This is a genomic window from Yersinia intermedia, from assembly GCF_900635455.1.
GTDB classification, from domain to species: domain Bacteria; phylum Pseudomonadota; class Gammaproteobacteria; order Enterobacterales; family Enterobacteriaceae; genus Yersinia; species Yersinia intermedia.
Genome location: NZ_LR134116.1, coordinates 735,593 through 756,240, shown reverse-complemented (window position 1 = coordinate 756,240; position 20,648 = coordinate 735,593). Strand labels below are relative to the sequence as shown.

Here is a 20,648-nt window from a genome sequence, read left to right as displayed (position 1 = left end):
AAAAAATTATAAGGCTTGCTGGTTAGCCGGTGTATTCCAACCATCCTCATCAATCAGTTGCCACTCAACTGCGCCTTTTGCTGCCGCTGGCAAGGTATAGCGCTGCTGCCCTTTTGGTGGCACCATCAACCGCAGGGCGGGTTTATCCAGCGCAATATTGCCGACTTTCAGTTGCGAAAAGGTGAGCCAATACGGCGTCGGGTTCTCAGCAATCAGCACGTTCCCTTCACGGCTAAAATGCAACTGGGAGGCCACCTCTGCCACCGCCCGTTTAGCCAGCCCCTCAGGGCGATAGAACAGCTTCATATTGCTGACCACTGTCACGGCCATCTGGCCCGACGCCCCCGCGTTGTCAGATTCTTTGTTGGCAGGGATCGCTTTCATCGAGATAAAAAAGACGGATTCCCGATCCGTCGGCAGCGGTTCACCGTTATGGCGGATACGCAATATCAGATCACTATTCGCCTCTAAGCGCTCCAGCGGAGGGGTGACAATAAAAGGCATCTTCGGTTGCCCGGTGTAATTCAAATCCACATCACCGGTTTTCGCATCAACAGGGCGGATCCATGACTGCAACAAATAGGGTGCCGCACTTTTATTATTTACCGTTAACGTGACGCCCTTTTGCTCACTTGCAGGGTAAATCACTCGCAGCACATGAAAAGAAATCCCCTGAGATTCAGAAGGGGCCGCATGAACGCCTGCAAATACCAACACGCTGCATAACAGCAGCGTGACTAAGGGGGTAAGGTATTTCATTTTGGTTATTCCTATGATGATACTGTGCGTTGGCACAATGCAGACAAACCACCCGCATCGGTTATGGTTTGCCACTCCACATGCTTAATTGTATGAGCAGCGGGATAGGTCTGAGCCCCCATAGGTGCAATCATCGACGGGGATGAGTCTAAATCGATAACGCTATGGTCGAGCTTCAACGTCCCAAACGTCATAAAATAGGGGGTTGGATTCTCAATACGGATGCCATTCCCTACCCGGATCAATTTAAGTTGGCAACCAGCATCGGATGGCACATCCTTCAGACCCGTAGGGCGATAAAACAGCTTGATAACAAACTGAAAACCCATGGATAAACGCGCTTCTTCTGGTGCAGGTTCTGTCTGGCCCGGAATGGCTAATACCGAGAGGTAAAACAGGGACTCTCTATCGCCAGGTAGCGACTCGCTCTGCTTAAGGATTCGCACTAATTGGTTACCTTCCCCCGCCAATGGAAACAACGGTGGCGTGACAACAAAAGGCACTGCCGCATCATTTTTCATTTCGTTTTGGATACGGCTTTGAATTAGGTAATTTTGCTTACTGGTATTCTTTACCGTGAGGGTTTGCGCCTTATCCTCTGCGGAAAATATCACCCGGGTCTGACTTAAACTGACGCCGCCTGAACTTGCCGCCATTGCTGGCACCCCGACCAATATCATCGACAGCAGCGTAATAAGGGAAAAGTGTGCAAATGGCATAGCGACCTCAACGATAGGCAAAAACGAAATTAACATTGGCCGTGAGTTGCCCAGGCTTAAGTGTGGCGCAACCGGTACTTCCCCCACAGCTCACACCGGCGAAAAATGGCAACACTTTATTGACCGGAGCCTGGCCCACAGCGGCTAACGGGAAATAGTCACCAGATTTAACCTCCGTGCTGGCATAAATCGGCTGGGTGGCACTTTGCACTAATATCACGCCAGCGCCGCCCACATCAGAGTCACTACTGCGAAACAGCCATTTCCCATCCTGAAGGCTACCGGCACCAACAACAGTAATGACGGGCTGCAAGCTTCCACCCGTTGCACCATTACAATTATCGGCAGTAAGCGTAAAAGGTTGCAAATTGACCAGTGTTCCGCTGATCAAGCTAGCTTGATTCACACTCCCCAATGGCAATACACTTTTATCCAGGCTTAGCGAGCAAGTCCCTTGCACTATGGTTGCAGAAAAGTTCAACGTCACGGCATGAGTATTGATACTGGTTACGCCTAACAACACACTCAAACCCACCCAAAGCGCTTTCTTAAGGCAGAAGCTGTTTAAATGCATCTACGCCACCCTGGTCATTAATGGTTTGCCACTCCACGCTGCCGCTTTTCACCGTTGTGGGGTAGGTATGTGTACTAAAAGGGGCGATCATCAACGCCGCAGGCGTATCTAACTTGAGCGCCTGACCACCAAACTTAATACTCGCAAAACTAACAAAGTAAGGTGATGGATTACTGACCTCTAGCCCGCTCTTTCCAGCGCTGAATTTGAGGTTCTTTTGTGCATCCGTAGAGGATGACGACAAGCCTGCCGGGCGGTAAAACAGCTTGATAATGCTACCAACACCAAATTGCACCGAGGCTTGTACGCCCGTACTCGATTGATTCTCAGTGGGTGCGGTTGTTGCTGGGATCGCGGTCGCATGGAAATAAAAGACAGATTCACGGTCTTTAGGTAAATCGGAGTCATTACCCGCAATACGGATTTGGTTTACACTCTTGGGTTCCAGACGGAATATCGGTGGCGTGACCGTAAACGGGGTCGTTTTATAGCTATCTGCTGCCCGGCTTATCGAGGTCTGCACCAGGTAAGGCAATGTCGGTTGCGTGTTACGTACGGTGACAGCAATGCTACCGGCGCCCTGTGGGTAAATCAGGCGGGTGGCATTGATACCAAATCCGTCAGCCAATGCGGCCGGTGGGCACGACAGCAGCGCCATCATCATCGGAATAAGCAGTGTTACGCGCGTCATTCTTTCGCTCCAGAGTAAAAAGGAAAAAGGTCACAATGGCAGGCGGCTGAAGCCACCTGCCATCAGGAAAATCAGTTATAGGCAAAGGCAAACAGGATAGGCGCGCTAACCGCACCGATGCTGATACCCGTTGCGGTGGTTGATGCCAGACCGGCCTGCAGATTCAGTGTCTTGGTATTAAAGTCACCTGCGGCTGGCGTTGAGCCTGCAGTCGCTACCAACAGCTTCTCATTGTTGTTGATATAGGTGGTTGGTGTCGCAACCTGGTTCAACATGATGCCGGTGTTAGTACCGGTAGAGTTAAACATGTTCGGGTTACCCCCCAGAACTGGCCCGCTCACCACCAAATAGGCTTTATCACCCGCAGCACCCGGCGCATCACAGTTGTTCAAGCCCACAGTGAATGACTTTTTGCTGGCAGGGATTGGGGTGGCAACACCGCTAAATGCAGATGCTGCATAGTTACCCAGGTCCAGATTATTGGTCGACAAAGAAACATCACAGGTTGACGCAACAACGTTAGCAGTAACCGTTAATTGGGCGTTAGAGGTTGCTTGTGCATTCCCGGCTACCGCCAGTAAGACCAACGCGGCGGGAGTCAGAGAGAAAATAGTTTTACGCATGGAACAATTCCTTCATGGTGATATTGATTTTCGGTTACCCGATATATAACGTGGTTGTTTTAACCACAGATAAATGCCACCCTCTATTAAATAAAGGGGGCTTTAATACGAAAAATAAGCATAAATAATGTTAATTAATTTATTATTGATATGTGCATACTGACTTAAGTAGAGTGATTAAATATATAATCCCCCCCCTAAAAAACGCGGTTGTTTATCAGCAGAGGATAAAATCACTGCCGGTCACCTCGGTCATAGAAAACTCTATTTTTACTGAATATCGGTATACGGCGCTAATGCTGTTGCGCCCCTGAACAAAAAAGGTGATATAAACCGGTGTTGATTGCAACACCTTGCCTAAATCAGGATGACACAATCATAACAAGATTCTAAATAAAGTATATTTGAGCATTTATTTACTTTAAACATAGATTTTTATATCGACACTTGCCGTTTTACATTTTTTTTCTCCAAAAAAAACCATTTAAAACAAATGAAAAAGAATAATAAACTATCTGGTGGTAATGGTGAAATACAGTAAGAAGGCGCTTTGATAGCCTGATAAGGTCAGCATTGATTAAATGTTCAAACTGGCAGTAGTGACCCTTAATGCCCATTGAGTGATATTGCTCTTTATGTCAGTGTTGGTTGCCCCTGTTTTCTTTGCCACAAAAAAAGAGCTACCAATCATAAAAAACATTTCAAAAAACAAAGTTATGAGTGTAGCTTAACCTAAGACAGCATTACTGTTTTTGGTTTAGCGCCGATTAAAGGTTGTTTAGTCCATTAGAGTCATAGATGAAATATATACTTAATCTTACGATTGTGTTTAATCCATCAGAAAAGATCTTGATGGAGTTGAATGATGAAGAGCGGGCAGTGACATTGTCCAACCCGGCAAGTCGGCTATTGCTTGAATTTATCAAACATCAGAATGAACCAATAGAAAGAGACGTACTGCTGAAGAATGTGTGGGAAGACTATGGTTTTACTGCGTCGAACAGTAACCTGAATGCGTATGTTAGCGAACTGAGAAAAGCGCTGGCGGCCTTCGGTGAAGATCCGCAAATCATCACGACGATACCTAAATACGGTTTTCAGTTTACAGCGCGGATTGAGTCAGTACTGAGCCCAACACTGCCCGCGCCAGATAACGGAAAAGAACAAGATGATGATATAGCCGCAGACACCAAAGAAATATCAACCACTATCCAACCAGATACCGCCCCCCCTCACCCGCCTATTGCCCCGTTACCCCAAGAAGTGATGGCGCCGGGTCGAAAATACCTGACAATGCTGAGATCCAAAATATTACTCATTCTGGTGATACTGTCAGTGTTAGCCACAGCGCTTAAAATTTACGCCAACTGGGCCGATGTTACTATTGGCAAAGCGAATTATTTACTCGCCGGCGAAATTGACCAATGCCAGATTTTTATCCAGAAAAATGTGGCATTCCCTTCAGGAACAGAAACGCTTGATATGGCGCGGCACGACCTCAGGCAGAGAAAAGTAGACTGCTCAGTGGAAAAGCACAGCATCTTTTATACCAAAGGCAGTGATGGCTACAAGATTAATCAGCTCACCTTTATCGGTATATGCGCTGTAGATGAACAGGGCAGATATAACGAGTGCCAAACGATAAGGATTAACTCGGGAGAGGCGCAATGAAAAAGGGTTACCTTACTGTGGTATACCTGGCAATATTAGCCGCCGCCGCTATTTTCTGGGCCTATCAGCTATTGCCTAAAGTTGTTTTACAGTGTGATTCCGAGCTCTATCTGAAAAGAAACGTTAACCTCAATGATTCCGTTTCATTACTGGCGGACGTGAGTGTCTTTTTGTCTCACAATGGCAAGGGGTTCATAAAATTCACCGGCACGGCACAGGATAAAACATCATCATATATACTGAATCGTGCTCTGCCATTTAACTACACGCCTCTTGATAATCACGGTGTTTATACAGTCAAATTCACCACTCAGGTGATAAGAGCTATTGATGATGTCCCCGAAAATGTCTGGTCGAAATTCATTCAGACCACACATGATGATGTGCAGTATTTTTTCAGTATAAAAAACATAGATAAAAACCTGTATGTTATTAATGGCTTATCATCACCAGTATTTATTTGTGCAACGCACTGAATTGCCATTCATATAGCCGAAGGAAAACCCTTTTTCTACGGCTAATGAAGCAGTTCGAGAGGTTGTGAGACATTCGTCATTTTACCCATCACAAAAGCCAGATTAGCCGCAGCGACCAGCGAAGCTGCATGCGCATCGCTACTCATTTGTTGCGCGTTCAACAACCCATTGGCCGCTTCGTTGGCGACAGTAATGGTGCCGACACCATTACGATAAGATTCCAGTGCAGCATCATAGGTAATAAATGACGTTTTCACGAGATTAAGTGCCGCCTGATTGGATTCAAGTGCCGAGCGCAAGGTATCCGCCGCTACCACAATTTCACGAACCGCCAGCTCCTGTGTTTTCTTAAACCCTTCAGCAGCAACGGCCGCACGCGACTCCGCTTCTTTGACCCGCGCCGCCCGTATCCCGCCATCATAAAGAGGCACACTAACACCGACCAAAATGCTGGAAGAGGAAGTCTGCTGGCTGATACCCGGTAGCCCTTGAATATCAAAGCGCCCATCACCGCCTGCGACCGCTCCGGCAAGATAGACTTTCGGCAAGAAATCAGCCTCAGTAGCTTTAATACCCGCCTTGGCCGCTTCGACTGCCGCATAGCTGGCTAACACATCAGGCCGCTGGGAAAGGGCCAGCCGGATCATCTTTTCGGTTGGTGCGTTGGTCACATCCGGTAAAGCGCGATCTTCGGTATAAGCGACGTTGATATCCAATGAAGGAGACACGCCCATCGCACCCAGTAATGCCTGATAAGCATCACGTTCCGTACCTTTTGCCACCACGCGGCGCAGTTCAGACTGTGCAACCTGTTGCCGCGCCAGCGCCACTTCTACTGTAGTGGCAATCCCCTTTTTCTGGCGTTCCTCGGCAGCATCCTGAATTTTTAAGCTATTTTTCAACGTTTGTTCTGCTATCTGCCTCTGGGTCTGCGCGGCACCGTATTGGAAGTAAGTCCGTGTGACATCATAGATTAGCTTCTGATGCATACCATTAAAGCTGACATTGGCGGCATAAGAGGTGTGTTTCGCCGCGTCAAGTAATGCACTACGCTGCCCGAAATCAAAGATAAGCCACTGTAATGCCAGTGCCGGAACAACCGCACTCCCAGAGGTATTAACGTCCTTATGGCTGCCAATAGCGTAAGGTAACGGTGTACTGGTACTTTGATAACCACCAATAACACTGGCTGAAATGATCGGTAAAAATACCGCCTCCCCCATTCCGACGACCAATGCAGCCTGCCGCGCCTGCTGCCAGGCAATGCGGGTATCTGGATTCTGATTCTGGGCAATATCAATCAGCTCAGGTAATGAGTAGCGATATCCGCTCTTTATTGTTGGGGGCTGAGGAAGTTCTGCCACCACCGGATTAGCGGGTACAGCGAAGTTACCCGTGCCCGCCGCGCTGCCGGTATTGGCATCCGCTACCCAAGGTTCGGAATAGGAGGCAGGGGCAAGATCCAGGCGATCTGTGGCACAACCGGCGATCAACATGCTCAACCCCAATACCGTGCAAGTCAGGTTAATTTTGGCTATCCGGGCCATCAGTACAGCGTGCGTCATCATGTCATCAAATTCCCAGAAGTTCCTCAAGCCGCTTTATACGTTGTTGAATAGTCAGATCAATCGGCGATAATCCTTGCCGTAATGATTCACTATTCTGTCCTTGTGCATCGGTTAATGCCATCACATCGCCGCCTGCCGAGAGCCGACGCAGTTGCCCCACATCAGACGCCGATTTTTCTGTGGGTAGAAACAGCACTGGGCACAATTTACCCATTTCTGCCAGTATCGCTTGTAAGCGGGCGCACTCTTCCCGTGAAGGGCGTAATTGGGCTGGCTCAAAGGGAACCAGTGCCAGCTCTTCTTGCGCTTGGGTAATCTCCGCCTCAATGGCTGTGGCTTCTCTTAGCGCCGCAGGCCGTGCATCGGGCGACAGGGCGGCTAAATTTGTCAGCCCCTTCAACGCATCACGAATGTGTATACGCACCGCGTCTGCAATCGCCACCGGCCACAGTCGGGTAAAGATCAGATACACCACCAAATTACCCAGCAAGATACCGAGCACCCTATCGAGTGCCACCCCCATATCAGTACTCGGCCCGAAGCCTTGCAACACCGTCAGCAGGAAAGCCAGCCCTATTTGCACACCGGCATAGGCGATACGCTCGTTACCACACGACACCCAGGCAGCTAACAAAATGCAGCCAAACACCAGCGCCATCAACTGCCCAATATCACTCAGGTGAGGAATAATGAAAATGATCGCCAACACCCCCATTAGCGCGCCGATCAGGCAACCAATAATTCGAAGTACCAACTTATGCACCGTCTCACCGGTGGTCCCCAGCGCCGCAACATAGCAGGTTATCATGGCGGTATGAATATCCTGCCAGTCCAATGCGGTATAAACCAGATAGCAAATCAGGGCAGCAGCAGTGGTCTTTAGCGCAAAACGCTGATGAACCGGGTTGGTCAGCGCATCCGCAGCAAAGAATGAGGATTTCGGGGCAGTCAAATCTTGCCCATTATCCGCATTCGCCAGTGCTACCAGCGCGTTTCTGATTTCATTAATTTCATCAGCCGCATTCTCAATAGTAAAGTGAGGGGTAACAGCAAGATTGCCCGCCGCAATCGCCTGCGCCGCCTCGCGACAATAGGCCGCAAGCTCGATACGCACGTTCTCTGGCGCGTCAGGGGATAACGCTGACGTTGCCAATAGCAGGCGATAACTGCTTTTTACTGCACTTTCCAGCCAGACCGCTTCGGTTCGGGGGCGTAGATGAAAAATACGCACAAAAAGCGCCCGCTGTTGATGCTCATTTTGCCCTTCCTGTAGTAGCCCGCGGATCTTAACCATATTGGTGGCATCGGGTTGGCGCAATGCCTCGGCCACGGTGAAGAGCCGTTCGGCTAAACTGGCCCGCAATAACGTCTGGGGTGCCCGACCAAGGAAAAGGTTAAAGCCAATAATCAACAACATCGGGGAAACCGCCATTAACCAGGCATACAACAACCCCCGCGTTGCTACCTCACCCATGGGAATATCGCTGAGCAACGTCATCACAAACGCAATAACCAGCGCAATAATGCTCCCCACCGGGCCGAGCTTACTGGCTGAACCAATATAGAGAAATAGAAACGAGCTGATAATCAAGGCTGCCATGCGCAGCGGCGCGGCTTCCAGCGTGAAATGGATAAGCAGAAATACCAGTCCAACCACCAGCGATACCAGAACGGTGATCGCAATGGCCATCACCATGCTTTCGACACCATCCGGTTTCATCACGAAAATAATCAGATAGCAACTGATCGCAGATTCCGGGATGCCGTATATCATGGCGATCATCGCCATCAATGCACAGAGCGCAGCCACCCGCCAGGCCATTGCCACTCGCCCAGGGAAATAGGCCAAATCTGCTTTTGCCTGGCGGATTATGCCACCGAGCGTACCGTCAGCAACCGTCGTCATTGCGCACGATAACCACAGCAGTCGCCCCGATCCGCATCAGGTCCTCCGGTGGTTTTTCCAGACTTATTCTCACGGGGAAACGCTGGACAACACGTACCCAATTTAATGACTTCGGTACATAAGGCAGACCACGTGGGATATTTAGCATATCCTCAGAGCTAACCCCCCAGCCAATCCCCTCGACCCGCCCCTGAATCGCGCGCTGTCTGTCTGCCATGACATACACGGTAGCGCAATCACCTACTTTGATATGCTTCAACTCCGTTTCACGGAAAAATGCCGAGGCATGCCAATGTTCAGTATTGATAAGGGTAAAAATGGCCTGATCCGGGACAACAAACTCCCCAGCAGAGACCGTCAGCCCCACCACCCGACCATCATGAGGTGCCCGTATTTGGGTATTGGCCAGTTCCCGTTCGGCAATAGCCAGCGCCGCCCGACGTGCGACCACCAGTGCTTCAGACGCTGCGGTAGTGCTGACCAACGCCTCGGCAGCATATGACTGTTTCAATGCCTGTTTCAGGCTGACCTCGGCATCGTGTTTCGCCGTCGCCGCATCATCGACCTGCTGGGCGGTGACATAGCCCTTAGGGAGTAGAGGTTGTAGCCGTGCCAATGTCTGAGTCGCTAACTTGAGATTGGCTTGCGCCCGTACAATCTGTTCATTGGTAATCGCGGCATTGGATTGTTCCGCGACCACCGTCCGTTGCTGGGTATCGCGGGCGGCCTCCGCCATTTTCAATTCAGCCTGCGCCTGTGCGACTTGCAACCGATAGAGATCCGGCTCGATGGTGAACAGCAGGTCACCCCGCCGGACTTTGCTGTTTTCCGCGACATTAATTGAGATAATACGGCCAGGCACCGAGCTGGCAACATGCACCACACTGGCCCCCAATTCTGCATCTTCAGATAATGGATTCAGTGTGGTCTGCCGCACGGAAAGCCAGCCGGATACCACGGCCGCGACGATGATAATGCCGGCGACAATAAGCGCCAGTTGCCGCTTGCGCCCACTCCCTGGTAGTTTATTCATATTTATCATTCATCGTGTAAACAGTAATAGGGAACTGATAAATGCCACAGTCAGCGCCAGGCAGACATAGACCAACAGCCGCAATGGCAGCACCTCATCAATACCCACGCGAATAAACAGAACGCGAGCGATCACCGCCACAATTATCCCGATAAAAGCGCACGCCATCCAGGCAGGAAAGTAGGAACCCACCAGAGAAAATGAGGGTGCCTCAACCCCCGAGCAGCCGCTCAAGACGATAGCCGATAACAGAACCCATGGCCCACGCCACAGATTCTGTTTTGCCGCGCTTAAATACGTGAAGAAAAAAACCTGCGGCTTCCTGAGGGAAGTCATATTATTCATTGAATAGCCTCAATTAACACCTGACATCCCACCAGAAAAACAGGTTTCCGCTCATAAAAAGTCACTATTGACCGCTGCCCAAGGTATTTTTGAATATTTGCCCATCTTTCATGATGATCCGGAATGCTTTCTCTGGCTGAGCAATAAGTTGAATATCACTCAGTGGATCACCATCGACCAGGATCAAATCAGCCAGGGCGTCATTCTCCACCACCCCTAACTTACCGGGATACGGGTTTCTTGGGCCGGAGAAGGCACAGAGTTCAGCATTAACGCTGGTGGCCATCTTGAGAATTTCAAGCGGTGAATACCAACGAACCAACTTGGCTAACTGCGCCCCCTGCCGGGTCGCCAGCCGCGCATCAAACAGCGTATCAGTACCCCACGCCGTCTTGATGTTATATTTTTTCGCCAACATATAGGCCGTATCGGTACCGGCGACCATCTCAAGCTGCTTGGCTCGTGACGCTGGGCTTGCCATTGGCACCGCATCCTCATCATCAAGGAAAGGTTGCAGGCTCCACCAGATGCCTTTTTCTGCCATTAACTGGACGGTTGCTTCATCCACCATTTGGCCATGTTCAATGCACTTAACCCCCCCGTTGATAGCCATAGTGACGGCTCGGGCAGTGTAAGCGTGGACGGTGACATAAGTGCCCCAGTTCTCAGCCGCAGTGACCGCCGCCTGAATTTCGGGAATTGAGCCTTCAGTCACGCTGATGGAGTCATACATGGAGGCCACACCGCCACCGGCCATGTATTTGAGTTGTGATGCGCCCCGCATCAGTTGTTCTCTGGCACGTAAAAGCACCTTGTCAGCCCCATCGGCAATTGCCGTCATGCCCACTCGTTCGGCATAACTCAGGGGATCAGATGGCGTATGGGGCAACTCCCCAATCAGGCGAAAATCGCCGTGCCCACCGGTTTGAGTAATAAATGCGCCTGAAGGGAAGATACGCGGGCCAATGGCAATTTGCTCATCTATGGCGCGTTTCAGGCCAAAAACCGGCCCGCCCATATCACGCACGGTGGTGAAACCCCGCATCAATGTGGCATCGGCTTCAGCAATAGCCAGTGCCTGGATATAGTTAAAATCGGCTGTCATTGCTGTCATCATCGACGGGCGAGCCATAATGGCGTGCCAGTGTGCATCAATCAGCCCCGGCATCAATACGCCGCCACCGCCGTCAATCAGCTCCACATCCGGTGAGAGCGGGGTATCCGCAGGCTCTACCGACTTGATCTTATTGCCTTCTACTAATACTCGTAGCCCGTCCCGCAGGTGGTCTGAAACACCATCAAAGACACGAACATTAATAAAAGCCATCACGCGCACTGCATTGGCTGCGACATCTCTTTTTTGGGGTTTTGCCCCGGGTATCGCCGCCGTCACGGTCGCCGCTGTGATAGGGGCAGATTGGGCTGCTTTCTGAGCAAACACTGTGTTAATACGGACGAACGCCGGGCTATTACAGAGGCAACCTTCGCCATGCGTGTGGGGAAGCTGAATTAATGGCATATGAGGCATTGTGTTCTCCTTATATGAACTTTCCCTCCATCAATAGCCAGAGAGTCTGTTCTCAATCATAGAACAAATTTATTACGTAACGACTTATTTTAATAGCAAAAACTACCTGGAAATAGTGACAATTCTCTAATCCTGACATGATAAGGTCGATATTTCAGTGGTGAACCGACGGGAATAACGGCGGCTATCACCAGCTAGCCGGAATATGGGCTAAACCCCGCAGAGCCAATTTTTGTGGTCATTAATAAATAGATTATTAACCGATAAATTGTTAATTAATCGACTGTTATCAATCGATCATTAATGAAGCATATTGCTGTATTCTCGTACTACTACGATGGAGCGTTTGTGGGGGAATGAAAGTGTCCGGTACCTTGATTATGTATACTATTGCGCCATTGGCAGTTACGATTATTCCTGGTCCGACGATGCTGTTAGCGCTGACCAATGGAGTGACAAAAAATGCGCGAATAATCAGTATGGGGATGGCTGGTGCGGCTATTTCCGATCTGATTTTAATCGGTCTTGTTGCACTTGGTTTGGGTTCATTTTTGCGGTGCCGCCCATCAGGATAATTTGATATAACGAACTGATTAACACCAGTACGCCATAAAGTTAACGCTGGTACGATCCAGACAGCACTCACCAATCAGATAGCGGCGCAAAGCTTTCACCGTTGAAGATTCAGCCGCCACCCATGCATAGAATGTGCTGGCACCTTCGGCTCGCTCCCACAACACATCCCCTCCCAGACTATTCTCTGCTAATGATTGTGCGGCTACTCGTGCCGCTGCCGGAATTTGTACCCACTGACGCACAGCATCAACTAACAAACGGCCATGAGCCGGTTGATGCTCAACATCCCGTGATGACCAGTGCACTTGTGCAAACGGAAATTGATCAAGGTTGATGCAATCACCCGCCAGCGGTACCTCAAAAAAAGCCTGAACGCGTGGTGGGTTAGCTTGTAATGACAGTTGTTCCAAAATGGCCACCGCTGCCGGTAATGCCGTTTCATCGGCAATCAGTAACGCCTGCATCATCTGCGCGGGAGGAACCCACTCGTAACCGCCACTGTCGGATTGACACTCTGCATTCGGCGCAACAACCTGAATAGCATCACCCGGCTGGGCGTGGGTTGCCCAGGCTGATGCTGGGCCAGTCACGCCGTGCAAAACAAACTCCACATCCATCTCGTTCTGCTGCGTACGTAAAGCACGCAAAGTATAAGTGCGCATCACCGGGCGCTGTTCTTTCGCGATAGCCAGGTAATTGCCATACCAATCGTCGCCGTTGAGCACTGGCGTAATTAAACCGTCACCAGCCGGGAACAGTAGTTTGATGCGCTGATCCGGCGCTTCAAGTTTCATACGATTGACTTCTGGCCCTTCAAATACGCAACGCAACAGTGAAGGTGATATATTTTCTTTTTCTTTCAATACGATATCGAAAATTCGGTAGTTTGATGCGCCGGACATGGCAGTTACTCTCCCGCAGAATAGGCTGTGACCCGATGCTGGCACCACAGCCAGCCACTTATACCGCCCAACAGAACGGCCATCATCAGAGCCACAGCAATCAACTGCGACTCACCATAAAATTTTGCCACTAGCGGCACCATCAGCGCACTCATGCCATAACCCAATGTATGGCTAGTCGCTATCACACCGGAACCTTTACCTGTGGATAATTTATCGTTCAACATCAATTGATAACCCGGCGTTGCCATCGCTGCACCGAATGACGCCAGTGCACACCCTGCATAGAATAAGACCAATGGCTGGGTACACATTAATCCTAAGCCAAACACCATGAATAACGCCGCCACCAACAAGAGTTGAGAGGGGCTGAAGCGTTGGGGGCGTACCACCAAAAACTGGGCTAACAAAGTACAACCCGCAGCCACGCTAAGTAAAATTGCCACATGGTGGCTTACCATCGTGGCAGAATGCCTGAATAATAGGTTCAAATGCGGAGCCAGGCCGAGTTGCATCAGGCTGACGATTGCTGCCAGCAGCAATGCACAGAGCAAATAGGGCAGCATACTGAAACGTAAACGATTTTGTTGATGTGCAACCGGTGGCAATGGCGGATCATTATATTGGAAACAGACCACCAGTAGAGCGATTAATGGTGCTATTGCCATCAGCCACAGCGGTGCCATTGGGTGTATCAAGAGGGCAAGAGCGGCACAAAGTGGGCCAAGAAGACGACCGCAACTCAAACCTGAACTGATGGTAGCCAATGCAGCCATACGCTGCTCATACACCGCGCGCTGCAAGGCCCAGGTCTGGCAGGCGGGCACCATGCCTGAGACTGTCAGGCCATAGATAATACGTGCCACAATCAGCCCACCCAGCCCCACCATTTCCGGTAACCACCCCGCCGCTAAACCCCATACCGCCAGCGCCAACAACACAAAACTCAGCAAGTAGCCAGCCAGCGCCATGATGACCACAAATTTACACCCGCGAATCTCCGATTGCCGTCCCCACCACGGTGACCCGACCAAAAACAGCATTGAACCGAGGGTAAGCAAACCAGCCCACACCGACAGTGACAGATCTGTTCTGCTAACCAATACCGGCAACATAACCAATAAACCGTTCTGACCAATCCCCAGCAAACCGGCACAAAAAGCTAACGGCCAATTAGAAGAGGGTATATGCCCGCTTGAGCGTATTTCAGATTGTGATGAAATTTGCATAAAAAGTGAATTAACCGTTAATAACGTGGGTGATTTATGCATGTTTAATAGAAAAACTGTATCATAAGTTGATTGATAATGATAAATATTATTGATATAAGAATGATTCTCAATTGAATTAAGAGTGACATGGAATCATGACTATCCAGTTAGAAACCGCGACAACCGATGTGGCTGCGCAATGTTTCCTCAATGCATTGATGCGTGAAACCCAGGACTGGCAAATCCTTCCGACAGCGAACAATCAACCCTATCCACAGCTCCATATCCCTCTTTCGTCGTCACAAGCTATCCGTATTGCTTTACGCCATATCTCCCCAACACAACATCATCACTATCTGTTCCCAGCTTATCTATATCAGCAGGACGATGGTGCGGGGGCGGCACTGAGCATGGAACAGTTGGTGACCTTGTTGTTGGATAAACCCGCAGTGAAAGGTGGCCTGTCAGATGAAGTGGTTACACGTTTTCGCCAGCGGGTTCTGGAAAGTCATGACAACACCCAACAGGCTATTAATATTCGTCTGGATTGGTCGTCTCTACGTGATAAGCCACTCAATTTTGCTCAGGCTGAGCAAGGGTTACTGGTGGGGCATGCCTTCCACCCAGCACCAAAATCCCATGAACCCTTCAATGAAAAAGAGGCACATCGCTATCTGCCAGACTTTGCCGCTCGCTTTCCACTGCGCTGGTTTGCCGTGGATAAGCGTTTTTTGTGCGGTGAGAGTCTTACGCTGACACTGCAACAGCGTCTGCAACGTTTCGCCAGCGAGAGTGCGCCGCAGCTACTGGCACACTTTACCGATGATGTTTGGCTGCTGCCGATGCACCCCTGGCAGGCTGATCACCTGTTGTCTCAGGAATGGTGCCAGCAGTTGGTACAACTGAATGCACTGCAAGACTTGGGTGAAGCAGGTGAACGCTGGCTACCGACCAGTTCCTCCCGTTCGCTGTACAGCCCATCAAATCGCGACATGATCAAGTTTTCCCTCAGTGTCCGCCTGACTAACTCGGTACGTACGCTATCGGTAAAAGAAGCTAAACGTGGAATTCGCTTGGCCCGCCTGGCTCAAACCTCGCGCTGGCAAACATTACAAGCACGCTATCCAACCTTCCGGGTTATGCAGGAGGACGGTTGGGCCGGTTTATGTTCCGCTGATGGCTCAGTGCAAGAGGAAAGCCTGATGGTGCTACGGGATAACCTGTTGTTCGACCAGCCAGATGCTCAAACCAATGTGCTGGTCACCTTGACACAGGCAGCTCCAGATGGAGGCGACAGCTTGCTGGTTGCCGCCGTGCGCCGTTTAGCGGCACGTCTAAATCTTCCGTTACGCCAAGCCACCCACTGCTGGCTGGATGCTTATTGCCAACAGGTCTTATTGCCGCTGTTCAGTACTGAGGCTGATTACGGTTTAGTGCTATTAGCCCATCAGCAAAACATTCTGGTGGAAATGCAGCAAGACTTGCCGATCGGTATGTTGTATCGCGACTGTCAGGGCAGCGGCTTTACCCATGGCGCTACACCGTGGCTGGAAGAAATTGGCGAAGCCGGAGCGGAAAACCGCTTCACTGAACAACAACTGCTGCGCTACTTCCCCTATTACTTGTTAGTCAACTCCAGCCTGGCCGTGACCGCCGCATTAGCGGCCGCCGGTTTCGACAGCGAAGAGAATCTGATGATACGGGTGCGCGACGCACTCCATAACCTGCGGACTACGGCTAAAAATACTCTGTGTTTGGATTACGTACTCGACAACACGCACTGGAACTGCAAGGGCAATTTCTTCTGTTATCTGCATGACCACAATGAAAATACCATCGTTGATCCGGCAGTTATCTACTTTGATTTCGCAAACCCATTTCATTTCCCTCACCTAGAACGCCTGGGAGTTACCCAATGATGCCACAAGCTAAGTTGATGCACTCTGCGGGCAGTTTTCGCTGTGAACAGTTGGCAAAAAATCTGCCCCTCAGCTTAGGGTTGGACGGCAGCGCAGTGTTGCACTTACCGGGGCCATTACCACCAGGCTGGCTGGTACAGGCATTGGATCAGTTGTTCGTTGCCGCACCGCAATTAACCGGTATTGCGTTGCCCTATGCCGAGTGGCGGGAAGAGCCGCAAGCACAGGCCGTGTTTACCTTGAGCTATGGTGACTATCTGGCACGGGATCTATTTTATCAACTACCACTGTGGCTGGGTGCGCAACGCCATCGGGCTTCGGATCAGATGCAGTATGACGCCGAGCGGGATATCTGGTTTCCACAACGTGCTGCACGCCCTGACGGCGAAGTTTATCGCCGTTTCGATCCGCACATTAAACATACTTTGAGCTTCCGCTTACCGGAAATTGATCGCGACACAGAGCAGTTTACCCGCTGGATGAACTCACCGCGCGTGGATGCGTTCTGGGAAATGAGTGGCCCGCTTGAGGTTCAGGCAGCTTATCTACAACGGCAGTTGGATTCGCACTATTGCTATCCGTTATTGGGCTGTTTTGACGATCAACCATTTGGTTATTTCGAAGTTTACTGGGCAGCAGAAGACCGGATTGGCCGCCATTACCGTTGGCAGCCTTTTGATCGTGGACTACACATGCTGGTAGGTGAAGAGCGCTGGCGAGGAGCGCAGTACATCCGCAGTTGGTTACGTGGCCTGACACACTATCTGTATCTGGATGAACCGCGCACCGCCAGGGTGGTGGCTGAACCGCGTGCCGATAACCAACGTCTGTTCCGCCACCTGCCCGCGGCGGGCTACCACACCTTGAAAGAGTTTGATTTTCCGCATAAACGCTCACGGCTGATAGTGAATCAGCGCGCAGACTTCTTCCGCGAGGGTACGGTATGACCACTGATAATTACGCCAATTGGCAACGTGTTAATCGTCAGATGATCGCCAAGATCCTGGCTGAACTGGAATATGAGCGCACCTTGTGTGCCGCGCCACAAGCCCAGGCATGGAGCATCATCTTGCCGGGCGCGATCTATCGCTTTAGCGCCAAGCGGGGTATCTGGGGCTGGCTGCATATTGATCCCGCCTCATTGCACTGCGAAGGGGTACCGCTGACCGCTGACCATATGCTACGCCAACTGGCTCAAGTGTTGCAGATGGACGATGCGCAAGTTGCTGAACACCTGGAAGACCTCTATGCCACGCTGCGCGCAGACATGCAGTTACTCTCGGCCCGTCAGGGCATGAGTGCCGAAGATCTGATTGCTCTCGACGCTGATGCACTACAGTGTCTGCTGGCTGGCCACCCGAAATTTATCTTCAACAAAGGCCGCCGTGGCTGGGGTCTGACTGCCCTGCATCACTATGCGCCAGAATATCAGGGGCAGTTCCGCTTGCATTGGATCGCTGCCAAACGTGGCAGTTTTGTTTGGTGTGCAGATACCGAATTCCCGTTGGACAGGCTGCTCGACAGTGCGATGGATAGCACGGAACGCCAGCGATTTGAGCGCCACTGGCAGCAGCTTGCGCTGAATGACGACTGGGTACCGGTGCCCTTACACCCATGGCAGTGGCAGCAAAAAATCGCCCTGCACTTCCTGCCACAATTAGCCGAAGGTGAATTGATCGAACTGGGTGAGTTTGGTGACCACTATCTGGCGCAACAATCATTACGTACCTTAACGAATGTCAGTCGCCGCGTGCCATTTGATATCAAATTGCCACTGACCATCTACAACACCTCTTGTTATCGTGGCATCCCCGGTAAATATATCAGCGCGGGTCCTGCGGCTTCGCATTGGTTACAGCAAGTCTTTGCACAAGACCCTACGCTACGTGCAAGCGGTGCTGAGATCCTCGGAGAACCAGCTGCCGGTTATATGATGCACCAGACCTATGCCTCTTTGAATAACGCACCCTATCGCTATCAGGAAATGCTCGGCGTGATTTGGCGAGAAAACCCGTCCTGCTATTTACAACCGGGCGAACAGGCAATTTTGATGGCCACACTGATGGAAACCGATAATCAGGGTCATCCGTTGATTGCCGCCTATATTGCACGTTCGGGGCTGAGTGCCGAAGCCTGGTTAGCACAGATGTTTCGGGTGGTCGTGGTGCCAATGTACCACCTGATGTGTTGTTACGGTGTGGCACTGATTGCCCACGGCCAAAACATCACTTTGGTGATGAAAGACCATGTACCGCAACGTGTACTATTGAAAGACTTCCAGGGCGATATGCGCCTGGTTGATAAAGAGTTCCCGCAAGCGGCCTCACTGCCCAGCGTCGTAAAAGCCGTCACCGCACGCTTATCTGCCGACTACCTGATACACGATCTACAGACCGGGCATTTCGTCACCGTGCTGCGATTTATCTCACCACTGATGCATGTGTGTGGCGTCAGTGAACACCAATTCTATCAACTGCTGGCACAGGTATTGCGGCGCTACATGGCACAGCATCCAGACATGGCAGAGCGTTTCTCCCTATTTGATTTGTTTAAACCACAAATTATTCGTGTAGTCCTCAACCCGGTGAAACTCACCTATTCAGAGCAGGATGGCGGCAGTCGAATGTTGCCAAATTACTTGCAAGATCTGGATAACCCTCTTTATTTGGTCACCAAGGAGCTAGCCCAATGAATCAAACTTTAGATTTCATCGGCATTGGCATAGGCCCATTTAACCTCAGTATTGCCGCCCTCGGCAGCGAAGTTTCTGGCTTTAACAGCAAATTCTTTGAGCGTAAATCGCACTTTTCCTGGCACCCCGGCATGATGGTGCCAGATTGCCACATGCAGACCAGCTTTTTGAAAGATTTGGTCAGTGCGGTGTCGCCAACCAATCCCTATAGCTTCCTTAACTACTTAGTCCAAAGGAAGAAATTCTATCGATTCCTGACGACTGAACACCGAACGGTTTCACGGGAAGAGTTTGCAGATTATCTCAGTTGGGCGGCCCATGGGTTAAGCTCGCTAGAGTTCAGCCAAGATATTCAGAGTGTGGATTTTGACGACCAGCAGCGCCATTTTGTCGTGACCACAACGCGTAATGTCTACCATGCACGCCACGTTTGTCTGGGGATCGGCAAGCGTATCAAGTTGCCGGAATGTGTCGGCGAGCAAAACGATCGCTGTTTCCACGCCAGTGAAATGGCGCTGCGCAATCCCGATCTGTCTGGTAAACGTGTCACCATTGTCGGTGGTGGACAGAGTGGAGCGGACCTGTTCCTCAACATCTTCCGCGCTGAATGGGGCCAACCGAAACAGTTAGATTGGATTTCACGCCGAAATAATTACAACGCACTGGATGAAGCCGCTTTTGCCAATGAGTACTTCACCCCGGAATACGTTGACGGCTTCTATACCCTGAACGACAGCGCCAAGCAACATATGCTGGCTGAACAGAAAATGACGTCTGACGGTATTACCAGTGAGTCGCTACTGGCTATTTACCGTGCTATGTACCATCAGTTTGAGGTGTTACGTGAAAAGCCCTGGGCGCGCCTGCTCCCTAGCCGCTCACTGGCAGCGATCCATCCGCAAGGTAACAGTTACCAATTAGTCACCCATCACCATCTCGATCAAGGCAAAGAAACCTTTGACAGCGACGTGACTATCTTCGCGACCGGCTATCAACAGGAACGTCCGGCATTCCTTAAACCACTGGCCAGCCGCCTGATGACCACTGCCGATTATCAATACCGCGTGGCTCCCGACTTCACCCTCGACTGGCGTGGCCCACACGATAACTGCTTATTTGCAGTGAACGCAGGGATGCATAGCCACGGTATCGCAGAACCGCAACTCAGTCTGATGGCTTGGCGATCGGCGCGTATTCTCAACCGGGTTTTAGGTCGTGAACAGTTCGATTTAACGCCCACTCCGGCGGTGATCCAATGGCGTAGTCAGCAACCGGGCGTTATCCCCCACGCAGACCCCCGCGTCCTTGAAACTGCCGGGGTGTTAGCTGCGCGCGCGCACCCGAATCACTTACTTGAGTAATCTCATCGGGATGTGTTTGCTGGCGGCCTGGCGGCAACGCCGATGACTTTGGGTTTAGAACAATCGTTAAACCAACTTTAATTTTTTAACGCAA

At 50.7% G+C, this 20,648-nt stretch carries 19 protein-coding genes; 7 read left to right on the top strand and 12 right to left on the bottom strand.

Features of this window, described 5'->3' with window-relative positions; genetic code table 11:
* Positions 1-6: 6 nt before the first annotated feature.
* The 5 genes from EL015_RS03440 to EL015_RS03420 form a co-directional block, all read right to left on the bottom strand.
* On the bottom strand, positions 7-759 hold the full coding sequence (locus EL015_RS03440) for a fimbrial biogenesis chaperone (protein ID WP_005193320.1): 753 nt from the start codon (positions 757-759) through the stop codon (positions 7-9).
* Positions 760-770: 11 nt separating this feature from the next.
* Positions 771-1,478: a fimbrial biogenesis chaperone gene (locus EL015_RS03435; RefSeq protein ID WP_005193323.1), complete on the bottom strand. Its 708-nt coding sequence runs from the start codon at positions 1,476-1,478 to the stop codon at positions 771-773.
* A gap of 7 nt (positions 1,479-1,485) precedes the next feature.
* On the bottom strand, positions 1,486-2,052 hold the full coding sequence (locus EL015_RS03430) for a fimbrial protein (RefSeq protein ID WP_050088456.1): 567 nt from the start codon (positions 2,050-2,052) through the stop codon (positions 1,486-1,488).
* On the bottom strand, positions 2,027-2,743 hold the full coding sequence (locus EL015_RS03425; protein ID WP_005193325.1) for a fimbrial biogenesis chaperone: 717 nt from the start codon (positions 2,741-2,743) through the stop codon (positions 2,027-2,029). Before EL015_RS03425 ends, EL015_RS03430 begins: the two co-directional genes overlap by 26 nt.
* A gap of 71 nt (positions 2,744-2,814) precedes the next feature.
* A complete protein-coding gene (locus EL015_RS03420; RefSeq protein ID WP_042568297.1) occupies positions 2,815-3,366 on the bottom strand; it encodes a fimbrial protein in 552 nt (183 codons plus the stop codon).
* A 798-nt stretch (positions 3,367-4,164) separates the two neighbouring features.
* Between EL015_RS03420 and EL015_RS03415 the strand changes: the two genes are divergently transcribed.
* Together EL015_RS03415 and EL015_RS03410 are read left to right on the top strand one after the other, a co-directional pair.
* Complete coding sequence (locus tag EL015_RS03415; protein WP_005191659.1) at positions 4,165-5,037, top strand: winged helix-turn-helix domain-containing protein; 873 nt, start codon at positions 4,165-4,167, stop codon at positions 5,035-5,037.
* Positions 5,034-5,513: a FidL-like protein gene (locus tag EL015_RS03410; RefSeq protein WP_032907734.1), complete on the top strand. Its 480-nt coding sequence runs from the start codon at positions 5,034-5,036 to the stop codon at positions 5,511-5,513. Before EL015_RS03415 ends, EL015_RS03410 begins: the two co-directional genes overlap by 4 nt.
* Before the next feature lie 41 nt (positions 5,514-5,554).
* Here EL015_RS03410 and EL015_RS03405 read toward each other — a convergent pair whose 3' ends face one another.
* The 5 genes from EL015_RS03405 to EL015_RS03385 all read right to left on the bottom strand — a co-directional run bounded on the left by EL015_RS03405 (position 5,555) and on the right by EL015_RS03385 (position 11,893).
* Complete coding sequence (locus EL015_RS03405) at positions 5,555-7,081, bottom strand: TolC family protein (protein WP_032907735.1); 1,527 nt, start codon at positions 7,079-7,081, stop codon at positions 5,555-5,557.
* A 4-nt stretch (positions 7,082-7,085) separates the two neighbouring features.
* The gene (locus EL015_RS03400; RefSeq protein WP_032907737.1) at positions 7,086-8,987 is read right to left on the bottom strand and encodes an FUSC family protein; all 1,902 of its coding nucleotides are present in this window, start codon (positions 8,985-8,987) and stop codon (positions 7,086-7,088) included.
* Positions 8,971-10,020, bottom strand: a complete 1,050-nt coding sequence (gene mdtN, locus EL015_RS03395; RefSeq protein ID WP_032907738.1) for a multidrug transporter subunit MdtN — start codon at positions 10,018-10,020, stop codon at positions 8,971-8,973. Before mdtN ends, EL015_RS03400 begins: the two co-directional genes overlap by 17 nt.
* Before the next feature lie 9 nt (positions 10,021-10,029).
* Complete coding sequence (locus tag EL015_RS03390) at positions 10,030-10,365, bottom strand: YtcA family lipoprotein (RefSeq protein ID WP_050088461.1); 336 nt, start codon at positions 10,363-10,365, stop codon at positions 10,030-10,032.
* 64 nt (positions 10,366-10,429) lie between these two features.
* The gene (locus EL015_RS03385; protein ID WP_032907740.1) at positions 10,430-11,893 is read right to left on the bottom strand and encodes a metal-dependent hydrolase family protein; all 1,464 of its coding nucleotides are present in this window, start codon (positions 11,891-11,893) and stop codon (positions 10,430-10,432) included.
* Positions 11,894-12,249: 356 nt separating this feature from the next.
* Here EL015_RS03385 and EL015_RS03380 point away from each other — a divergent pair, with 356 nt between their 5' ends.
* On the top strand, positions 12,250-12,468 hold the full coding sequence (locus EL015_RS03380) for a LysE family transporter (RefSeq protein WP_005191673.1): 219 nt from the start codon (positions 12,250-12,252) through the stop codon (positions 12,466-12,468).
* A gap of 18 nt (positions 12,469-12,486) precedes the next feature.
* On the opposite strand, the gene EL015_RS03375 is transcribed toward EL015_RS03380, so the two are convergent.
* Together EL015_RS03375 and EL015_RS03370 are read right to left on the bottom strand one after the other, a co-directional pair.
* On the bottom strand, positions 12,487-13,371 hold the full coding sequence (locus EL015_RS03375) for a siderophore-interacting protein (protein WP_005191676.1): 885 nt from the start codon (positions 13,369-13,371) through the stop codon (positions 12,487-12,489).
* Between the two features lie 5 nt (positions 13,372-13,376).
* Positions 13,377-14,600 carry an MFS transporter gene (locus EL015_RS03370; RefSeq protein WP_032907741.1) on the bottom strand — a complete coding sequence of 408 codons (1,224 nt, stop codon included), beginning with the start codon at positions 14,598-14,600 and terminating at the stop codon, positions 13,377-13,379.
* A 137-nt stretch (positions 14,601-14,737) separates the two neighbouring features.
* Here EL015_RS03370 and EL015_RS03365 point away from each other — a divergent pair, with 137 nt between their 5' ends.
* From EL015_RS03365 to EL015_RS03350, 4 genes are read left to right on the top strand one after another with little or no spacing between them, the layout of a single operon-like run.
* A complete protein-coding gene (locus EL015_RS03365; protein ID WP_005191683.1) occupies positions 14,738-16,501 on the top strand; it encodes an IucA/IucC family protein in 1,764 nt (587 codons plus the stop codon).
* The gene (locus tag EL015_RS03360; protein WP_032907743.1) at positions 16,498-17,448 is read left to right on the top strand and encodes a GNAT family N-acetyltransferase; all 951 of its coding nucleotides are present in this window, start codon (positions 16,498-16,500) and stop codon (positions 17,446-17,448) included. The genes EL015_RS03365 and EL015_RS03360 overlap by 4 nt, the downstream gene beginning before the upstream one ends.
* The gene (iucC, locus tag EL015_RS03355) at positions 17,445-19,193 is read left to right on the top strand and encodes an IucA/IucC family protein (RefSeq protein ID WP_032907745.1); all 1,749 of its coding nucleotides are present in this window, start codon (positions 17,445-17,447) and stop codon (positions 19,191-19,193) included. The genes EL015_RS03360 and iucC overlap by 4 nt, the downstream gene beginning before the upstream one ends.
* On the top strand, positions 19,190-20,554 hold the full coding sequence (locus EL015_RS03350; RefSeq protein ID WP_050088467.1) for a lysine N(6)-hydroxylase/L-ornithine N(5)-oxygenase family protein: 1,365 nt from the start codon (positions 19,190-19,192) through the stop codon (positions 20,552-20,554). Before iucC ends, EL015_RS03350 begins: the two co-directional genes overlap by 4 nt.
* Positions 20,555-20,648 lie beyond the last annotated feature (94 nt).

Bases quoted from the DNA above. Each gene is read 5' to 3' on its own strand.
- EL015_RS03440 (WP_005193320.1), bottom strand. From the start codon at position 759: ATGAAATACCTTACCCCCTTAGTCACGCTGCTGTTATGCAGCGTGTTG.
- EL015_RS03435 (WP_005193323.1), bottom strand. From the start codon at position 1,478: ATGCCATTTGCACACTTTTCCCTTATTACGCTGCTGTCGATGATATTG.
- EL015_RS03430 (WP_050088456.1), bottom strand. From the start codon at position 2,052: ATGCATTTAAACAGCTTCTGCCTTAAGAAAGCGCTTTGGGTGGGTTTG.
- EL015_RS03425 (WP_005193325.1), bottom strand. From the start codon at position 2,743: ATGACGCGCGTAACACTGCTTATTCCGATGATGATGGCGCTGCTGTCG.
- EL015_RS03420 (WP_042568297.1), bottom strand. From the start codon at position 3,366: ATGCGTAAAACTATTTTCTCTCTGACTCCCGCCGCGTTGGTCTTACTG.
- EL015_RS03415 (WP_005191659.1), top strand. From the start codon at position 4,165: ATGAAATATATACTTAATCTTACGATTGTGTTTAATCCATCAGAAAAG.
- EL015_RS03410 (WP_032907734.1), top strand. From the start codon at position 5,034: ATGAAAAAGGGTTACCTTACTGTGGTATACCTGGCAATATTAGCCGCC.
- EL015_RS03405 (WP_032907735.1), bottom strand. From the start codon at position 7,081: ATGATGACGCACGCTGTACTGATGGCCCGGATAGCCAAAATTAACCTG.
- EL015_RS03400 (WP_032907737.1), bottom strand. From the start codon at position 8,987: ATGACGACGGTTGCTGACGGTACGCTCGGTGGCATAATCCGCCAGGCA.
- mdtN (WP_032907738.1), bottom strand. From the start codon at position 10,020: ATGAATAAACTACCAGGGAGTGGGCGCAAGCGGCAACTGGCGCTTATT.
- EL015_RS03390 (WP_050088461.1), bottom strand. From the start codon at position 10,365: ATGAATAATATGACTTCCCTCAGGAAGCCGCAGGTTTTTTTCTTCACG.
- EL015_RS03385 (WP_032907740.1), bottom strand. From the start codon at position 11,893: ATGCCTCATATGCCATTAATTCAGCTTCCCCACACGCATGGCGAAGGT.
- EL015_RS03380 (WP_005191673.1), top strand. From the start codon at position 12,250: ATGAAAGTGTCCGGTACCTTGATTATGTATACTATTGCGCCATTGGCA.
- EL015_RS03375 (WP_005191676.1), bottom strand. From the start codon at position 13,371: ATGTCCGGCGCATCAAACTACCGAATTTTCGATATCGTATTGAAAGAA.
- EL015_RS03370 (WP_032907741.1), bottom strand. From the start codon at position 14,600: ATGCAAATTTCATCACAATCTGAAATACGCTCAAGCGGGCATATACCC.
- EL015_RS03365 (WP_005191683.1), top strand. From the start codon at position 14,738: ATGACTATCCAGTTAGAAACCGCGACAACCGATGTGGCTGCGCAATGT.
- EL015_RS03360 (WP_032907743.1), top strand. From the start codon at position 16,498: ATGATGCCACAAGCTAAGTTGATGCACTCTGCGGGCAGTTTTCGCTGT.
- iucC (WP_032907745.1), top strand. From the start codon at position 17,445: ATGACCACTGATAATTACGCCAATTGGCAACGTGTTAATCGTCAGATG.
- EL015_RS03350 (WP_050088467.1), top strand. From the start codon at position 19,190: ATGAATCAAACTTTAGATTTCATCGGCATTGGCATAGGCCCATTTAAC.